This is a genomic window from Bradyrhizobium huanghuaihaiense (assembly GCF_007830635.1).
GTDB classification, from domain to species: Bacteria; Pseudomonadota; Alphaproteobacteria; order Rhizobiales; family Xanthobacteraceae; genus Bradyrhizobium; species Bradyrhizobium huanghuaihaiense.
The window spans coordinates 100,982-117,823 of record NZ_VLLA01000021.1; the positions used below are offsets into that span (position 1 = coordinate 100,982).

The window sequence follows — 16,842 nt, forward strand, 5'->3', positions numbered from 1 at the left end:
TTACCTGAATGCAACAACTTAGGGGTTAAGGACGACCCTTTGCCCTTGACTTATTTCTTAGCAAAAACATAATCGTGGCGCAAACGATTGCGCGTCCGAACCGAGGGGGATCGGATGCAATTTCCAATCACTCCTAGCGTTGGCAGGCGTATTTTGTTTAGGGTGCTCCAGCCGCTTTCGCGCCTTCGCTCAGCGTTGCCTGGAACGCTCATCCTGTTGTCGTCTGCCTTCCTGCTCGGCGCTTGCATCGTCACCGCCGACCAGTCGATCGAGGCCGATCCAAAGGATCCGCGCGCCCAGGACATCGCCGACAAGATCCGTTCCCTCGACCTGCAGCCGCGGCAACCTGCGGATGCGGGCGCGAGCGGCATTGCTCAGGCGAAATCGTCCAAGCCCGCGATCTACCTCAGCGATGGTGCAACGCCGCAAGGTGGCGCGCTCGCCGAGCGCGACGATGGCGGCGGCAGCGGCTACGACCTCAATTTCGAGAATGCTCCGGTCGCCAGCGTGGCAAAGGTCATTCTTGGCGACGTTCTGAACGTCGGCTACACGATCGACCCGCGCGTGCAGGGGACCGTGACGTTGGCCTCGGTGCGCCCCGTGCCCAAGGCGGACGCGCTCTACGTGCTGGAGAACGCGCTACGCATGTCCGGTGTCGCGCTGGTCCGCGACCGCACCGGCTATCGCCTGCTCCCGGCGCCGGAAGCCGGTCCCGGCGGGGTCGATCGTTCCGTGAACGCAGCGGCCGGTCAGGGCATCACAGTGGTGCCGCTGCGCTATGTCTCGTCGCAGAACATCTTCAAGCTGCTCGATGCCTTCGGTGTGAAGGCCTCGACCATGCGTGCCGACAATGCCCGCAACACGCTGATCGTCAGCGGCAGCGGCAGCGATCGCGCGGCCGCAGTCGACACCATCCTCTCCTTCGACGCGGACTGGATGCGCGGACAATCCGTCGGCATCTTCCCGGTGCGCAATTCCTCGCCGGAGCCTGTCATCACCGAGATCGAGAAGATCATGGATTCCGGTGAAGGCGGCATGAGCCAGAACGTGATCAAGTTCCAGCCGATCTCGCGGCTCAACTCGATTCTCGTGGTGAGCCAGAAGCCGGAATATCTCAAGCGCGCCCAGACGTGGATCGCGCGGCTCGATCGCTCCGACACCGACGGGGTGAACCTGAAGTCCTATCCGCTGCGCTACGGCAATTCCAAGCTGATCGTGTCGCTGCTGAATGAGATGCTGCTCAGCCAAGGCTCGGCAAGCAGCTCGACGCTGGACAACGCGTCGAGCCAGATTGCACCGGGCGCCGGGATGTCGACGACGTCCTCCAGCAATCCCGTGGCGTCGCTGAGCGCACTGCCGACTGCCGCCGCGGGCGCGGCAACGCCCGTCACCACGCCTCCGGGATCATCGCTCAGCGCCCGTCCCGCTCCGGCCGCCGCCGCGACGCCGGCGCAGGACAATGGCCTCGGCGGTCCGCCGGGCGGCGGCGCCAAGTCCGGCCTCAACGGCATCCTCCAGAACGTACGGATCACCGCCGACGTCACCAACAACGCCGTGCTGGTCTACGCCAATCAGGAGTCGCAGCGCATCGTCGAGCAGACCATCCGTCAGATCGACAGGCCGCAGCGCCAGATCGCCATCGAAGCGACGATCGCCGAGGTGACGCTGAACGACCAGCTGAACTATGGCGTGCAGTTCTTCCTCGCCAGCAAGCAGGGCTCGATCTCCAACACCATTTCGGGCATCAGCAACAGCGCCACGATCGGCAGCAACACCGAGCCGGCGAGCAACGCGGTCAATGCCGCCGCCGGCGCCCTGCTCGGCCGCGCGTTGCCGGGCTTCAACTTCCTGATCGGCGCCGAGAACTCGCCGCGCGTCGTGCTCGACGCGTTGCACGGCATCACCAACGTCAAGGTGCTGTCGAACCCGTCGCTGGTGGTGCTGGACAACCAGGCCGCGACCTTGCAGGTCGGCGACCAGGTGCCGTTCTCGACGGGCACTGCGACCGTGCTGACCGCCAACAACACCGTGGTCAACACCATCGACTACAAGAACACCGGCATCATCCTGCGCGTGCTGCCGCGCGCCAACGCCAACGGCAACGTCGTGCTCGACATCGAGCAGGAGATCTCGAGCGTGGCCGCCGGCAGTGCCAACTCGTTGACGCCGACGATCTCGCAGCGCCGGGTCAAGAGCTCGATCGCGGTGACGAGCGGGCAGACCGTGCTGCTCGCCGGCCTGATCAGCGAGACCGAGAACAGGCAGCGCCAGGGCCTGCCGATCCTGGATTCCATTCCCGGCGTGGGCGATGCCTTCTCGCATCAGTCCACCGCGCGTGCCCGCACCGAGTTGATCCTGTTCATCCGTCCGACCGTGATCAAGGACGGCGTCGATGCGCATGTCATCGCCGAGGAGATGCGCAGCAAGATGAACGGCCGTTTGGTCGGGACCAGCAATCCCGTGGTCACCGTGAGCCCGCCCAGGGCGGCGCGCTGACGGCGTGACGGATCAGGCGGCGAACGACGGCACGGGCGCTCCGCTCGCGCTCGGCATCGCCCCGCTGCTAGGGGTGTTCGCGAGCCTCGTCACCGCGCCGGGGGCGGAAGGCCTGTACGGCGCGTTCCTGGCTGCCCTGATGCTGGCGATCGCCGCGTACGATGCCCGCCACTACCTCATTCCGAACGAGCTGACGGGCGCAGCTTTCGCCCTCGCCTTGCTCCGCGCCGGGGCGCTCGTGCCCGATGTCGGCCTGGAGGCACTGCTCTGGCCGCTCGCCCGTGCCGCAGCCGTGGCGCTGCCGCTGCTGCTGCTGATGGCGCTCTACCGGCGCTGGCGCGGCCGTGACGGGCTCGGGCTCGGCGACGTCAAGCTCGCCGCGGTGTGCGGCGCCTGGCTCGATCTCGTGACCGTGGCGGCGGTGATCGAGCTTGCGGCCCTGCTCGCGATCGCCGTCTATGCCGCCAATGCTGCACTGCGAAGGAGACCGCTGCGCGCGACCGCCTTTCTGCCGTTCGGATTGTTCCTCGCCCCGGCGGTCTGGCTCGGTTGGCTGGGCGAGACCTGGTACGCCAACTGGCCTGGTGGCTGGCCCGGCTAAGGCGCGGTGATAGCAGGAGGAATGGTCATTCCACCGCACGCGGAAGACGCCGCGCCGACGGTCGCCGTCTACTGTGCATGGGGTTGTTTTCGCAGTTTTTTGTTTGGGGGCGCGAACCGCCGGGGCAAGCCCGGCGCGTGAAGGCCGTCAGTGCTCGCGGCTCGGCGCCCATTCCAGCGCCCGCAGGCGGGCCTGGGCGATCTCTCCGCGCGTCATCTTGGTGGTGACGGCATCGCGGATCCGGGCCCGCGCCTCGCGCGCCGGAGGGGGCGCTGCAGCCGTCGACAGGTTGAGCCACTTGGAGGCCTCGACGATGTCCTGCGGCACGCCGAAGCCGCGGTCGTAGAGCAGGCCCAGGGAATATTGGGCACGGCTGTCGCCCTGCTCCGCCGCACGGCGGTACCACATCGCAGCTTCGGTATAGTTCTGCGGCACGCCGCGCCCGGTCTCGAACAGGAAGCCGAGATAGGTCTGCGCCGCCGCGTTGCCGCGCTCGGCCAGCGGAATGAAGATGCGGGAGGCCGCCGCATAGTTCTGGCGCTGGAACGCGGAGACGCCCTGACGAAGCGACTGGGCCTCGGCCGGTGCGGCGAGGGTGAGCGTCGCGAGCAACACGAGAACAGCGGCGACCCATCCTGTCCGTCGCGCAAAACCGCGCGCCGCTTCCCGCGGCATCTGTCGGCAAAACCCCTGATCGTGGCTGTCGAGGGTCCCCATCCCGCCCGCTCTCCCTGCTCCGCAGCCAGATTAGTCCGGTAGCACCGCGAAATCCAGAGTGAGTGCCGAGCACAACAATTCGCCGGGCATGGGTTGGCCTAACGCTCGATGCGACCGAGATGAATCCGGCTCTTTCGTCTACACCAATTGGACTTAGGAGGCTCCCGCCGAGGCGTTCGCGGTCACCTCGCTGCGCCAGTTGCGCGCTGGTCGACCGAGAAGAGTCTTTATCGCGTTCGCCACTCGATGATAGTGCCGCTCGAAAAGAAGCGAGAAAACGAATGCCAAGACGTTGGTCACAACAACCGCGACCAGCAGTCGCGACACGGTTGCATCCGTCCAAAAGCTGAATATCACACGCTGTATCGTGAGATGAATCAGAAAGAGCGAAAAGGAATAGTCTGCAACCACCTTGATGAACGAAGCCAACCGTCGCGGCACGATTCGGATCGCCTGAGTGATCTGCACCAAGCTCACGAACGAGAGGATCAACATCGGATACTGCCGCAAATTCGCATCATCACCAGGCGTACGCTGGATCAACCAAGTCGCCAGGGTGACTACCAAGGCCAAACACCAGAAGCCCACATTCGCCTTGTGTTCGGCTAGCGCTTTCACAACGAAATAGGAGGCGAACGCCAATAGCCAAAGCGCGAACAGCGCCCGATCAGTGCCCGGCAAATTCGAGAAATATGCGAGGGGCATAAAAGCAAACATCGCGGCAACAACACAGCACAGCACTACATTTCGCCCTCGCACCAGGAAGTACAGTGCGCCGACAAAAAAGTAGATGTGAAATTCGAGCGCCACCGAAGTGAGCTGTCCCGCCGTCCCAAACGTCGATACACTCAGGCAGCAGGGCACGTTCTGCTGCATGAAGATATTGCCGATGAAGGTTTTCAGATTGGTTGGATCAGCCTTTATTTCGATGCCGTACCATCGAAAAAGCACGGTGACGAGGCCGATGAGCAAGATGGCCGGCAGATACGCCGTATAGATTCTTGCAAACCGTTCTATGCCAAATTCGACAATGCCGTAGCCCGTCGAAGCCGATTTGAAGTCAAGCGTATAGGCGATCAGAAAGCCAGATAGAACGAAAAACAACAACACACCATCGGTGGGGATGTATGTCGTTCCAAATCCACCAAAGTTGAAAGCATGACCAACGCAAACCATTTGCGCCGCAACGGCTCTCAGCAAGTCCAAAGTAACCGAGGTGTCGTTTTTTGCCGGATCTAAGCTAAACATACTCGGTCTCCCCATCCGGTCGGCCTCACTCAGGATTCCACGTTTGGTTCGGTCTTCGGCTGGAAGTAGGTCGCGAGTCGCTCGCTACATATCAGGGCCAAAGCTCCGAGTGTTGGCCCCAGTTTATTTGTCTCAGAGAAATCAGCTATCACGAAAACCATCGCCAGATAGACGAGCGCGGGCGGAAGCATCAGCGCGGTCGTTCGCGACACACCAGGCGTCCATGTCAAGATCAGCAGGACGAATAACGGCGCTGCCATACCAGCGGCTATCCGCGAGGCGGAAAGATTGCCCAGAGGCTTCGTGAAATAATCTCCATGGGTGAGGAGAAAGGAGGAGAAATCCGGCTGGACGGGAGAAAGCGCGATAAGGATTTTCGGAATGACTAACGAAATGATGAGCAGTCCAGCGAACGTCAGCCACGCCCAGGAATCCGACCAACGACGCTCAAACCAGAGTATTCCCGGGATGGCAAAAGCGGCAGCAAAAACCACGTCCGTTCGCGCGAAGCTAATGAGGAGCCCGCTCAAGAGCGCTACACCATATCTTTTGGATGCTATTAGAAACAGTTGCCAAAAGAATCCGCCCGCTAAGAAGGCCGACCCCATACGGCCCGGAACGAAGGCGGCTTCTGCGAAAAATGCAACGAAGAGGACAAAGAGAATGTGAATCAATAACGAGGCTGGCCGGACAAGGACGGTCGCCAGCGCAAACGCGGCAATGAACGACGCAGAATCGAACATATAGTTGATAGAAAGATGCGTAACGTAGGTCGAGCGTCCTGAGTTATCGTCGCCGAGAACCCATACATAACCTTGAACGATCCGCGAAATGAGCGGTCGAATGACGCCTTCCACCAAGTTCAGTTTCGTAACGTACGCGATTTCGTTATCCAGGCTGTGTTGCATTGCGGCCCGGAGATAATTGGCCTCGTTCGTGGCTACCGATAAGGCAAGACCACAACAGACCAGCAAGCCGATCCTCGTCCGAGTGGCGAAGTACTTGCGAAAATAAATCAATACCAAGAATGGGGCGAGCGCGACCGGCGCCAAGAGGGCGACCTTCATCGGCCGCCAAGGCAGACCAGTGAGCGCATGCATTACGCGCGCGGGGAACTCGCCGTAGTGCCACAAAACGACCAAGACGCTTGGCACGAGCCAATACGCAAACAGCGTTTTGAGCGAAGGTGACGCGTCGTCGGTCTCATTGCCCAGTGATGCCGACATATCCACAACCCGGTTAGCAGCGCCTCGGCACCTAGGCACCGTTGACTGGTCTGAAAGAACAGGAACGACGCCATTTAGCAGAGTGGCCGCTAGGACTTCAATAGCCTGGCAATCCCAACTCCTGCTCCGGAATTGCGTAGATTTCAGCGCCTGCCGAGCTTCGGCATCCGCCGCGTGATCTCTTCCAAGATGGGCCCCGGACGGCAGTCTCGCCGAGTTCGGCAAGCAGAATGAACACCCGCAAAGCCGCAACGTTGTTTGCCGAGTTAGGCCTCGTACGTCCCTGCGGAGGCCATCGCAGAACAACGAATCCCGAAGTGTAGACACGAAAAAGCTCCGGGCGCGGACGCCCGGAGCTCGTCGAGCGAAGAGTCCTAGTGATAGCCGCCTGCTGTTCCCGGCGTGGTGTCCGGATTATTCCCGTTAATCTGGTTGTCCAGGTACGACAGGACGGTGCCGGTCGTGGCCGATCCGAGGTTGTTGACAATCATCGACCGGCCAACACGCAAGCCAGCCGCGCCACTCTGAGCAATTCCCGTGCCGACGTTCTCGGAGATGTTGCTCGCGTTGACCTGAACATTGGATTGGTTTTGAACGGTGAGACCGACGAAGTTCTTGTGAATGGACGTGTTGACGATCGATCCCCGGGCGCTTCCTGCAGTGGAGTCCACGAAGACGCCGCCGCCGGTGGCTGCTCCGCCGTTGTGCGAGATGACGCTGTCGCGGATCAGCAGCATCGAGTTGAAATTTGCCGGCACGAACGAAACTCCCTGCGCACTGCCAGCATTGAAGTTCCTGATCGAGCAGTGGTCGATAACCACTGACGCAGCTTGCAAGACATTCACCCCTTTGAGCCCTGTGCCGGCACCATCGATATCCAGGCCGCGCAGAACGACATGATCAGTCGCTGCTGCGTTGACATTGATTCCATTTGTGCCGGACGCCAGCACGCCACCGATGACTCCTTCGCAATAGATGGAAATCGCCTTGGTGATGGTCACAGTGCCGAAACCGGCGGAATCGAGACAATTGATTTCACCACCTGCCGCCGTCTTCGAGATCGCTCCGGCAAAGGTCTTGCACGGCGCCGTGCGGCTGCACGGATTGACGTCGTCTCCCACACCAGAAACCCAGGTTCTGGTGGCTTGGGCTTGAGCCGGCTGCGCCACAATCAAGGGTATGAACAATCCAATGGCAAGGGCGAAGAAGGCAATTCGACGCATTTCAACCTCCGTAATCGCTGACATAGTCAGCTTGTTAGGATGCACGATGATCAACCGGCCGCGCAGCTCGCAGCCGACAACACAAACGCAACTTTCTGCTGGAACCCCGCCGCTGCCGGCGAGCGCAATTTGGCTTAGGCAGCTTCCGATACTGAAATACGCAAATACTACCGTGGGTTAAGAGACGTGAAGGTAAACTCAGTCGAGACGAGCCTCGTCGGCTATTTGGCCGGCGCGCTTGTTGCCTCGCGGCACCCGGCCGTCGATCGTCGCAAATTGTTATCTGATGGATTCATGGGAACGGAGGACCGACTACCGAAGGAGGAAATGGGAAGCTTCAGGCGATAGTGTCACGTCATATAATGTCCTCAGCCCGACAACGATATCGGGAAGCACGCTGTCACCACTCCTGCGATGTCGTGGATCGAGCTACTCAATCGCAGGGTCTTCCAGTGGTCGCACGGGATCGCGGGAGGTTCAACCTTAGCGTGACTTTTTCATTGGCAAGTCTACGTTGTCAATTTTGAATTTTCCTGTCAATCTTTGGAATCCGTCAGCCGAGCATGAAGCCGGTATCGTGGAGGTTGTGGAGAAGGTCAATCAGACTGTGGATCATCGCCGCGTCCTGATTCCCCGCCGCATCGGCGACAGTCCCCTGCTCTGACGGGATCTGCGCGTTGGCTGGCGCAGGCATGGTGTCCGGCAGCTCAGGCAATGCGGACAGCGTCGTTCCGCCCGCACTCTGATTGAAGACAAAGCTGCCGTCGGAGACCGCGAGCGGCGCTGCGCCCACGGCACCGTCCCCATTGAGGTCCTGGTGGAATACCGGCTCGAGCGCCTTCAGGCGGGAGTCCGTTCCAGCCACTTCGGGCGTGAGCGTTGAAACGAAGTTGCCGTTGCTGTCCGTGCTCCAGACCGAGAAATAGCCGGTCGAGGCATTCTTCCATGCGACGTCATAGCCGCCGCCAGAGACCTGCTCGGCGGCAACAGGCGACCAGGCGCCATAATTGCCAGCGATCACCGCCGCCCCGCCATTCTTCAGGACGGGGCCGGTGCCGCCCGCGCTCGGATTAAGGTAGTAGTTATTTGCGCTCAGGATCAGGCTGGTCGTGCCCGCATTCTCGATCGTGGTGCTCGCCAGAGCGTTCGAGGCACCGATACTGCCGTCCCCGTTGAGATCCTGATGAAACGACGTCTCCAGCGATACCAAAGAGGCGTCGTTTCCCGCGACCTCCGGCGTCAGCATCGACAGGAAGTTGCCATTGCTGTCGGTGCTCCAGATCGAGAAATAGCCGGTCGAGGCATTTTTCCAGGCGACGTCGTAACCGCCGCCAGAGACCTGCTCGGCAGCCACCGGCGACCAGGCACCGTAGTTGCCGGCAATCACCGCCGCCCCGCCAATCTTCAGGAGGGGACCGGTGCCGCCTGCGGTCGGATTGAGATAGTAGTTGCCTGCGCTCAGGACCAGGCTGGTCGTCCCCTGGGCTTCGATGGTGATGATTGCAGCACCGATGTTGCCGTCGCCGTTGAGGTCCTGATGGAACGAGGTCTCCAGCGAAATCAGCCGGGAGTCCGTTCCAGGCACTTCCGGCGTCAACGTCGTCAGGAAGTTGCCGTTGCTGTCGGTGCTCCAGATCGAAAAATAGCCTGTCGAAGAATTCTTCCAGGCGACATCATAACCGCCGCCCGAGACCTGCTCGGCAGCGACGGGTGACCAAGCGCCGTACTTTCCCGCGATCACCGCCGCGCCGCCATTCTTGAGGATGGGACCGGTACCGCCCGCGGTCGGATTGAGCTCGTAGTTTTGGGTGTCGAGAACGAGCGCTGTTACGCCGACGGATTCGAGGGTGACAGGGCCCGTGAGCGTCGAGCTCGCGACCGTTTGATCGGCAAACTGAAAATACTCGACCCCCGTGACCGCATCGGTGCCGTCGAACGAACTGCCGCGCTGGTCGGCGATCGTGAAGGTCTGCGTCGCCGAATTGTATGAGACGACATAGTTGGCCCGGTTGCCCGAATACACCGCCGTGTCCGTGCCGGCTCCGCCGACGATGCTGTCGTTACCGCTGCCGCCGGTGATCGTGTCGTTGCCGGTGCCGCCGTTCAGCGTGTTGGGGATGGCGTTGCCGACGATGGTGTCGTTGCCGGACCCGCCGATGGCGTTGTCGATGTAGGAGCGCGCGTCATTGTTGTAGAGGTAGGCGTTGTAGACGTTGCCCGAGGCGTAATGGCCGTTGCCGAGATTGGCGAGCTGCGTCGCAGAGAACAGCGACGACGCGCCGGGATTGAGGTTGATGCTCAGGTTGGTCGTGTAGTTCGACAGATCGTAGGTATCGACGCCGCCGCCGTCCCACACCGTTTCGTAGATGCGGTTGGCCGAGCCGCCGGCGCCGCCGCCCGGCGCCAGTTGCCCGACGCCGTTGATGAACTCCTGGCCCGTCGTCGGATTCCAGGTGTAGACCGTGCTGCCGCTCTGGGTCGTGTAGTTCGCGCCGTACATCGTCTGCAGCGCGAGGATATCGTTGGCCATATAGGTCTGCGGATATCCATACGACTCATTGGTGTAGCCGCTGGTCGTCGACGCACCGACATAGCTGCGATAGCTCATGACGGTGTATTCGCTGTCGTCATGCGCGCTCGGCACCGCGACGTTGGCGGGGCCACCCGTCTCCTGGCTGTGCTTGAGGCCGAGGGCATGGCCGAGCTCGTGCAGCGCCGTCGTGAAATAGTAGTTGCCGAGCTTGGCCAGCGAGTAGTTGTATTGGGTCCCGAACCAGATGTCGCCGCCGGACGCATAGTTGCCGGGATAGTAGGCGTAGGAGGTCGGATTGGCCGACGGGGACTGCGCGATCATGATGTCGGCGCTTCCAGTCCCGTTGTACTGGATCGTGGCATTGGTGTAGCCGAGGATCAGCCCGATCGCGTAGTTGATCGCCGCCTGCATCTGAGTGGCCGCCGAGGCGAAACCCGACGAGGTCGGTTCGCTGCTGCCGCCGCTGTAAGGATTGGAATAATCGCTGGGCGAATCCGGAAAGCTGTAGCTGATCGTGCCGGTCCATTTATAGCCCGACAGCAGGCCGTCGATCTCGGCGTTGTTGGTGGCATTGATGGAAACCGAGGTAGCCAATGAACTCTCCGAAGCAATGCATCGCGCGCGATTCGCCGCGCAGGGGCATGATTCTAGCTAGAGAGTTATACGTTTGGTTTAATTTGGGCGTCGGGCCGTCAGTCGGGCCGTAACGCCGTGTTAGCCATCAACGTCCGTAATGATACGGAGCAGCGACGGCATTCAGTACCGCGCCTAGCGTGTTCCGTAAAGGAAACTATGAAACTGAGCCCACTTTCGGCCGGCCTGATTGGAGCCTTAATTGGAGCCTTGGCCATGCTCGCCGGGCCGGACCGTCAGCCCATCGGAGAACAGCCAGTCATGGCTTCGAAAGCCAATGCGGACGAAAGCAGCAAGGGGAACACCAAGGGGGGACGCGCCCCCTCCATGCCAATGGCCCGCGATCCTTCCGCGGCGGTGGCCGAGGAATTCGAAGCCGCCCGTCGGACGGGAACGCGGCAGGCGTTCGAGCTCTTCATCGCGCGCCACGGCGATGACCCGCTGGCCGAGCAGGCGCGCGCCGAGCTGAAGCGCCTGTCGCGCTGATCCCTTGCGCGGCGCGACCCGCTGCGTCAGGCCAGCCCCGGCCAGTCCTTGCATTTCGACAGGCGGCATCCGCGTCGCGGCCGTCTTGCCGCCTGACGTTTCGGCACTATGGTGGCTCCGCAATCTGTCCCGGAGCCTTTCAAGATGCCTTTTCCGCATGCCTCCGAAGCCCTGTCGCGCTTCACCGTGCTCGATCTGACACGTGTCCGGTCCGGGCCCACCTGCGTGCGTCAGCTCGCCGACTGGGGCGCCAACGTCATCAAGATCGACGCACTGACCGAGGATGCCGGCGGCGAGCAGCCGGGCGGGCCGCGCCGCGGTTCCGACTTCCAGAATTTGCATCGCAACAAGCGGGCCATGACGCTGAACCTGAAGGACGAGCGCGGGCTCGCCGTGTTCAAGCGCCTCGCCGCCAAGGCCGACGTCGTGGTCGAGAATTTCCGTCCCGACGTGAAGAAGAAGCTCGGCATCGACTATGAAAGCCTCGCCGCGATCAATCCGCGCATCGTCTATGGCAGCATCTCCGGCTTCGGCCAGGACGGCCCCTATCACAAGCGGCCGGGCTTCGATCAGATCGCGCAAGGCATGGGCGGGCTGATGTCGATCACCGGCGCGCCGGGCGAAGGCCCGATGCGGGTCGGCATTCCCGTCGCCGACCTCACGGCGGGCCTGTTCTGCGCCATGGGCATCCTCACCGCGCTGCTCGAGCGCGAGGTCTCGGGCAAGGGCCAGTGGGTGCAGACCTCGCTGCTGCAGGCCCAGATCTTCATGCTCGACTTCCAGGCCGCGCGCTGGCTGATGGAGAAGGAGGTCGCAAAGCAAGCCGGCAACAACCACCCGACCAGCATTCCGACCGGCGTGTTCAAGACTTCGGACGGCTACATCAATATCGCCACGACCGGCGGGCGGATCTGGGAGCGCTGTGCGCAGGCGATCGGCGCGCCGGAGCTCTACAATCATCCCGATTATGCGACGGCCCCCGCCCGCTCCAGGAATCGCGACGCGCTCAACGCAGAGATCGAGAAGCGCACCGTGACGAAGTCGACCGAGACCTGGGTCCGTGAGCTCAACGAGGCCGGCGTGCCCTGCGGGCCGATCTACGCCATCGACCAGATGTTCGAGGACGCGCAGGTCAAGCATCTCGGCATCGCGCAGGACGTGCCGAACGACGAGGGCCGGCCTATCCGCCTGGTCGGCCAGCCCGTGACGCTGTCGCGCACGCCGAGCAGGATGGTGGCGCGACCGCCGGAATTCGGCGAGCAGACCGACGAGGTGCTGAAGGAATTCGGCCTCAGTGCGGACGAGATCGCGGATCTGCGTCAGCACAAGGTGGTGTGACAGAGCGGCAGCTCTCACAGCCGCCTTTCCGATCCAGCTCGTCACGACATCACGGTCGGCCGGACGCCGACGGCCTTGCGCAAGCGTCTAGATCTTGCGCAAACCGTCGACCCGCGTGTCGACATAGTGGCCAGCAGCATCGACAACCCGGCAAAGCTCTCCGCCGTCATGGTAGAGCAGAACGACCTTGGCGCCCGCTTCGAATTGCCCGGCCGGCGGCCCGCTCGGTAGACCGCGCGAGACGTAGAACGGCTGCGATCTCGCCACCTCGTGGGTGAACTGATTGGGCGGCGGCGAGATCAGGCAGTCCGACGGGATCAATGACGAATCCGGCAGCACGATCACTTCCGGTCGCTTCATGCCCTCCATGATCCGACATCCCTGAACTATGCAAGGCTTGGCAGTGCCTTAGCTTAGCAGCGCCTTGGCTTAGCAGCGCCTTGGCTTAAGTGTCCTCACTCAAGAGCCGAGGCTGTCCTCGGGCAACGTGATCGGAATCCGCCGGAGCACGATGCCTCTTGTGTTGTCGGCCTGCGCTGCAACTATTCCTGCTTCGGCCATATGGAGGTGATTGGGCAGGTGATACGGCTGAGCGGCGTCCATGTTCACCTGATAGCCGAGATCCTGCAGGCTGGCGATCGTCATCCGGCTCATCGGATTGCCGCCTTCATTGACGAAGCCGGTCATCATCTCCGCGCCGAACACGGTGTCGCGCCAATGCGAGTCCACCGTTCCTTCACCGCCCGTGTTTTCGACGGGAACGGGCAGTGGCGCCGCGGAGCCGCGGAGCTTGCCGTATTCGTGCATGGCGTGGGCACCATGGAACGTCGGATTGTGGGAATGGGCGCCTTTCAGCAATTTCTTGTTCGTCCAGATCGTTCCGATGCCGATCACGTGCCCCATCTCGTGCGTGATGACGTCGTTCAGGGTGCCGTCGGCTTCCATGGCGGCGAGGTCGGCCGTGTCGAATTGCATGTCGCCTGTCGCCGGCAGGAACGCGGCGGCCCCGGCATTCTTCGGGCGCAGGCGGCTCGGCCCTGCCTGGCCGAGAACATTGCCGGGCCCGTCGATGTCGGTGCCCTGCGCCGTGATACGGAGATTGTTGATCCTTTCGCCGCCGACCGTGACGTCAGGCAAATCCCCGATGATGGCGTGTGTCCACCGGTTTGCCGCGAGCTTGAAAGCGGCCTTTTGCTTGTCTGTCAGTCCGCCCAGGAAGTGAACCTCGATCGTGTAGCCTCCGGCGGATACGTCCGCGACCGCGTGTGAAATCTCGGCGCCTTTGCGAGCTCGATAGCGTTCAATAGCCATGACATTCTCCAAAAAAAATGAGATCAATAAATTTCTATCTACGCTTGTATTGTGATCCCGATGAGCGTCACTGACAAGTGAGAGAAAGCGTCATGGGGTCTGACTGTTCTCATCACAAATGCGCGAAAGCCCGGCGCGGCCGCCGGGCATTCGGGACTCGCAGGTGCTTCCTGCGAGGACGTCGCTCAGGTGCAGCTGAAGCGGTAGTTAACGCCGAAGCGCAGGATGTTGTCGCTTGCGTGCGAGCGTTAGTTGGCGAGCAGTGGTGCACCGCCGAGTGCGATGACAGGCGTCGCGAGCGAGCCAGACACCGTTCCGAGATCGACATCGAGATATTCGAGGTGGGCGCTCCAATCGTCGGCAAAGGCACCGAGCGCGCGTAAGGCACGTGGCAACGATCTCGGCCGACGGAGCAGAAACGACAAAGCCCGGCGCGAGGCCGGGCTTTGCTTCTTGTTGACGCCTTGGTTGATCTCAGTACCTGGCAACCACCGGGCCGCCGAACTGATAGTTGATGCCGGCGCGCAGGATATGGTCGGTGAAGCGCGACGAGGTATTGGCGGCGATCGCGGAAGCCGGCGCGAGCGTGAACGGACCGGCGGAGAAGCGGCCGAGATCCATGTAGAGATATTCGAGCTTTGCGCTCCAGTTCTGGGTGATCTTGCCTTCGACACCAGCGCCGACGGTCCAGCCGACGCGCGTGTCGGAGCTCGAGGCGGTCGAGGCGATCGCGACGCCGGCGGGCGTGAAGCCGGTCATGGTGCCAGTGGTCTTGATCTCGCCGAAGGCCACACCACCGGTGCCGTAGAACAGCACCTTCGGGGTCGCCAGGATACCGACGCGACCGCGCACCGTGCCGAACCACTGGAGCTTCTGGTCGATCGTCAGCGTGGTGCCGGCGAGACCGCCAGCGGGAAGGAAGGTCAGCCCGGGAAGACAGGCACCACCTGCAGGCGCGACGCCGCCGCAGTTGAAGAAGGCGCTGCCCTTTTCACCCGACCATTGCAGGTCGCCCTCGACGCCGAACACCCAGTTGGCGCTCTGCCAGTTGTAACCGGCCTGACCGCCGGCGACGCCGCCGTTCATGTCGAACGACGCGCTGGTGATGGAACCGGCCGGCGGCACGATCACCGCACCGGTCGCCGTGTTGTTGTAGGTGACGTCGGTGCGCGAACGGCCCCAGCTGTAGCCGCCGTTGGCGCCGATGTAGAAGCCGGTCCAGCTCCAGACCGGTTCGACCATGACCGGAGCCTTGACATAGGGCTTTGCTGCCAGATCAGCAGCCAGGGCGCCCGTCGCGAACAGCGACATCGCCGCCGCCACCCCAATTACAATCCGCTTCATGGAAAATCCCCCTCAGCACAATTTTGTGAACGAGATATACCCCTCCGCCTGCCCAAAGGCTGTGCCGCGCCAGCAACATCTGGAAATAATCGAGCTTAAGGTAGCGCTGGCGCCGAAACACCACCGCCCCCTAAATCATTGATTTAGAACAATATTGGTCGACAGCGCTAACGCGATGTCGCGTTAGTCCGCTGCGTCAGTCCGACACGGCCCAGTAGTCCGTCGATGACCGGCCAGAACAGCAGCACGATCGCCAGCGTCGTGATGGAGCCGACCAGGCCGTTCGACCAGAACACCTTGAGATTCCCGCCGGAGCCGATCATCGACAGGCGGAAGGCATCCTCGGCGCGGTTGCCGAGCACGAGCGCCAGCGTGAACGGCGCCAGGGGAATGCCGATCTTCTTGAAGACGTAACCGACGATTCCGAAGCCGAGCATCAGCCAGATGTCGAACATCGCGTTCTGGATGGCGTAGGCGCCGATCGCGCAGGACACCACGATCATCGGCGCCACCGCCGCGAACGGCACGCGCAGGATCGAGGCGAAGATCGGCACCGTCGTCAGCACCAGCACGAGGCCGACGACATTGCCGAGATACATCGAGGCGATCAGGCCCCAGACGAAGTCCTTGTGCTCGACGAACAGCAGCGGGCCTGGATTGAGTCCCCATACCATGAGGCCGCCGAGCAGGATCGCGGCGGTACCTGAGCCGGGAATGCCGAGCGCCAGCATCGGCAGCAGCGCCGAGGTGCCGGAAGCATGCGCCGCCGTCTCAGGCGCGAACACGCCCTCGATGCGGCCCTTGCCAAAACTCTCGGGATCCTTGGCGAAGCGCTTGGCCAGATTGTAGCCCATGAAGGAGGCCGCGATCGCACCGCCCGGCGTGATGCCGAGCCAGCAGCCGATGAAGGAGGAGCGCAGCAGCGTCACCCAATATTTCGGCAGGTCCTTCCAGACGCCGAGCACGACGCGCAGCGAGATGCTCGCCGCATGTCCGCGCAGCGCGAGGCGCTCCTCCATCGTCAGCAGGATCTCGCTGATCCCGAACAGGCCGATGACGGCGACCAGGAAGTTGATGCCGCGAAGCAGCTCGGCCGAGCCGAAGGTCATGCGCAGGTTGCCCGACACCGTGTCCATGCCGACGCCGGCGAGCAGCAGCCCCAGCGACATCGAGATGACCGTCTTGTGCTTGGCTTCGCGCCCGAGCCCGACGAAGGAGCAGAAGGTGAGCAGATAGACCGCGAAGAACTCGGGCGGGCCGAATTTCAGCGCAAAGGACGAGATCATCGGCGCGAGGAAGGTGATCAGGAGCACCGCGACCAGCGAGCCGACGAAGGAGGACGTGAACGCTGCCGTCAGCGCCTCCGCCGCCCTGCCCTGCTGGGCCATCGGATAGCCGTCGAAGGTGGTCGCGACCGACCAGGCTTCACCGGGGATGTTGAACAGGATCGAGGTGATCGCACCGCCGAACAGCGCGCCCCAATAGATGCAGGACAGCATCACGATCGCCGAGGTCGGGTCCATCGTGAAGGTGAGCGGCAGCAGGATGGCGACGCCGTTGGGGCCGCCGAGCCCCGGCAGCACGCCGACGAAGATGCCGAGCACCAGCCCGACCATCATCAGCACGAGCGTCTTCCAGGTGAGCAGGACGGCGAAGCCGTGAAGCAGGAGACCGAGAGCTTCCATC

14 protein-coding genes are annotated in these 16,842 nt (G+C 62.4%); 4 read left to right on the plus strand and 10 right to left on the minus strand.

The features are described 5' to 3' along the window. Positions 1-114: 114 nt before the first annotated feature. Together gspD and IQ16_RS32735 are read left to right on the plus strand one after the other, a co-directional pair. The gene (gene gspD, locus IQ16_RS32730; protein WP_018643194.1) at positions 115-2,496 is read left to right on the plus strand and encodes a type II secretion system secretin GspD; all 2,382 of its coding nucleotides are present in this window, start codon (positions 115-117) and stop codon (positions 2,494-2,496) included. 4 nt (positions 2,497-2,500) lie between these two features. Next, positions 2,501-3,097, plus strand: a complete 597-nt coding sequence (locus tag IQ16_RS32735; RefSeq protein ID WP_018643193.1) for a prepilin peptidase — start codon at positions 2,501-2,503, stop codon at positions 3,095-3,097. 147 nt (positions 3,098-3,244) lie between these two features. Here IQ16_RS32735 and IQ16_RS32740 read toward each other — a convergent pair whose 3' ends face one another. The 5 genes from IQ16_RS32740 to IQ16_RS32760 all read right to left on the minus strand — a co-directional run bounded on the left by IQ16_RS32740 (position 3,245) and on the right by IQ16_RS32760 (position 10,638). Continuing rightward, positions 3,245-3,814, minus strand: coding sequence for a tetratricopeptide repeat protein (locus IQ16_RS32740; RefSeq protein WP_018643192.1), 570 nt, complete (start codon positions 3,812-3,814; stop codon positions 3,245-3,247). A 153-nt stretch (positions 3,815-3,967) separates the two neighbouring features. Then, positions 3,968-5,062, minus strand: coding sequence for an acyltransferase family protein (locus tag IQ16_RS32745; RefSeq protein ID WP_018643191.1), 1,095 nt, complete (start codon positions 5,060-5,062; stop codon positions 3,968-3,970). Between the two features lie 29 nt (positions 5,063-5,091). After that, positions 5,092-6,288: a hypothetical protein gene (locus IQ16_RS32750; RefSeq protein WP_018643190.1), complete on the minus strand. Its 1,197-nt coding sequence runs from the start codon at positions 6,286-6,288 to the stop codon at positions 5,092-5,094. A gap of 374 nt (positions 6,289-6,662) precedes the next feature. Then, complete coding sequence (locus IQ16_RS32755; protein WP_026312029.1) at positions 6,663-7,511, minus strand: right-handed parallel beta-helix repeat-containing protein; 849 nt, start codon at positions 7,509-7,511, stop codon at positions 6,663-6,665. Between the two features lie 553 nt (positions 7,512-8,064). Then, positions 8,065-10,638, minus strand: a complete 2,574-nt coding sequence (locus IQ16_RS32760) for a M10 family metallopeptidase C-terminal domain-containing protein (RefSeq protein WP_018643188.1) — start codon at positions 10,636-10,638, stop codon at positions 8,065-8,067. 300 nt (positions 10,639-10,938) lie between these two features. On the opposite strand from IQ16_RS32760, the gene IQ16_RS32765 reads away from it, so the two are divergent. Beyond that, positions 10,939-11,163, plus strand: a complete 225-nt coding sequence (locus IQ16_RS32765) for a hypothetical protein (RefSeq protein ID WP_244635966.1) — start codon at positions 10,939-10,941, stop codon at positions 11,161-11,163. 144 nt (positions 11,164-11,307) lie between these two features. Then, positions 11,308-12,501 carry a CaiB/BaiF CoA transferase family protein gene (locus IQ16_RS32770; RefSeq protein WP_026312028.1) on the plus strand — a complete coding sequence of 398 codons (1,194 nt, stop codon included), beginning with the start codon at positions 11,308-11,310 and terminating at the stop codon, positions 12,499-12,501. A gap of 87 nt (positions 12,502-12,588) precedes the next feature. On the opposite strand, the gene IQ16_RS32775 is transcribed toward IQ16_RS32770, so the two are convergent. From IQ16_RS32775 to IQ16_RS32795, 5 genes are all read right to left on the minus strand, one after another. Beyond that, complete coding sequence (locus IQ16_RS32775) at positions 12,589-12,861, minus strand: hypothetical protein (protein ID WP_244635967.1); 273 nt, start codon at positions 12,859-12,861, stop codon at positions 12,589-12,591. A 99-nt stretch (positions 12,862-12,960) separates the two neighbouring features. Then, positions 12,961-13,812, minus strand: a complete 852-nt coding sequence (locus IQ16_RS32780; protein ID WP_018643184.1) for a leishmanolysin-related zinc metalloendopeptidase — start codon at positions 13,810-13,812, stop codon at positions 12,961-12,963. A gap of 248 nt (positions 13,813-14,060) precedes the next feature. Further along, entirely contained in the window at positions 14,061-14,207 is a 147-nt protein-coding gene (locus tag IQ16_RS32785) for a hypothetical protein (RefSeq protein ID WP_018643183.1), read from the minus strand. A 79-nt stretch (positions 14,208-14,286) separates the two neighbouring features. After that, the gene (locus tag IQ16_RS32790; RefSeq protein ID WP_026312027.1) at positions 14,287-15,156 is read right to left on the minus strand and encodes an outer membrane protein; all 870 of its coding nucleotides are present in this window, start codon (positions 15,154-15,156) and stop codon (positions 14,287-14,289) included. Positions 15,157-15,323: 167 nt separating this feature from the next. Next, positions 15,324-16,841 carry a tripartite tricarboxylate transporter permease gene (locus IQ16_RS32795; RefSeq protein ID WP_145831973.1) on the minus strand — a complete coding sequence of 506 codons (1,518 nt, stop codon included), beginning with the start codon at positions 16,839-16,841 and terminating at the stop codon, positions 15,324-15,326. Between the last annotated feature and the right edge of the window lies 1 nt (position 16,842).

Bases quoted from the DNA above. Each gene is read 5' to 3' on its own strand.
- gspD (WP_018643194.1), top strand. From the start codon at position 115: ATGCAATTTCCAATCACTCCTAGCGTTGGCAGGCGTATTTTGTTTAGG.
- IQ16_RS32740 (WP_018643192.1), bottom strand. From the start codon at position 3,814: ATGGGGACCCTCGACAGCCACGATCAGGGGTTTTGCCGACAGATGCCG.
- IQ16_RS32745 (WP_018643191.1), bottom strand. From the start codon at position 5,062: ATGTTTAGCTTAGATCCGGCAAAAAACGACACCTCGGTTACTTTGGAC.
- IQ16_RS32750 (WP_018643190.1), bottom strand. From the start codon at position 6,288: ATGTCGGCATCACTGGGCAATGAGACCGACGACGCGTCACCTTCGCTC.
- IQ16_RS32755 (WP_026312029.1), bottom strand. From the start codon at position 7,511: ATGCGTCGAATTGCCTTCTTCGCCCTTGCCATTGGATTGTTCATACCC.
- IQ16_RS32765 (WP_244635966.1), top strand. From the start codon at position 10,939: ATGGCTTCGAAAGCCAATGCGGACGAAAGCAGCAAGGGGAACACCAAG.
- IQ16_RS32770 (WP_026312028.1), top strand. From the start codon at position 11,308: ATGCCTTTTCCGCATGCCTCCGAAGCCCTGTCGCGCTTCACCGTGCTC.
- IQ16_RS32775 (WP_244635967.1), bottom strand. From the start codon at position 12,861: ATGAAGCGACCGGAAGTGATCGTGCTGCCGGATTCGTCATTGATCCCG.
- IQ16_RS32780 (WP_018643184.1), bottom strand. From the start codon at position 13,812: ATGGCTATTGAACGCTATCGAGCTCGCAAAGGCGCCGAGATTTCACAC.
- IQ16_RS32790 (WP_026312027.1), bottom strand. From the start codon at position 15,156: ATGAAGCGGATTGTAATTGGGGTGGCGGCGGCGATGTCGCTGTTCGCG.
- IQ16_RS32795 (WP_145831973.1), bottom strand. From the start codon at position 16,841: ATGGAAGCTCTCGGTCTCCTGCTTCACGGCTTCGCCGTCCTGCTCACC.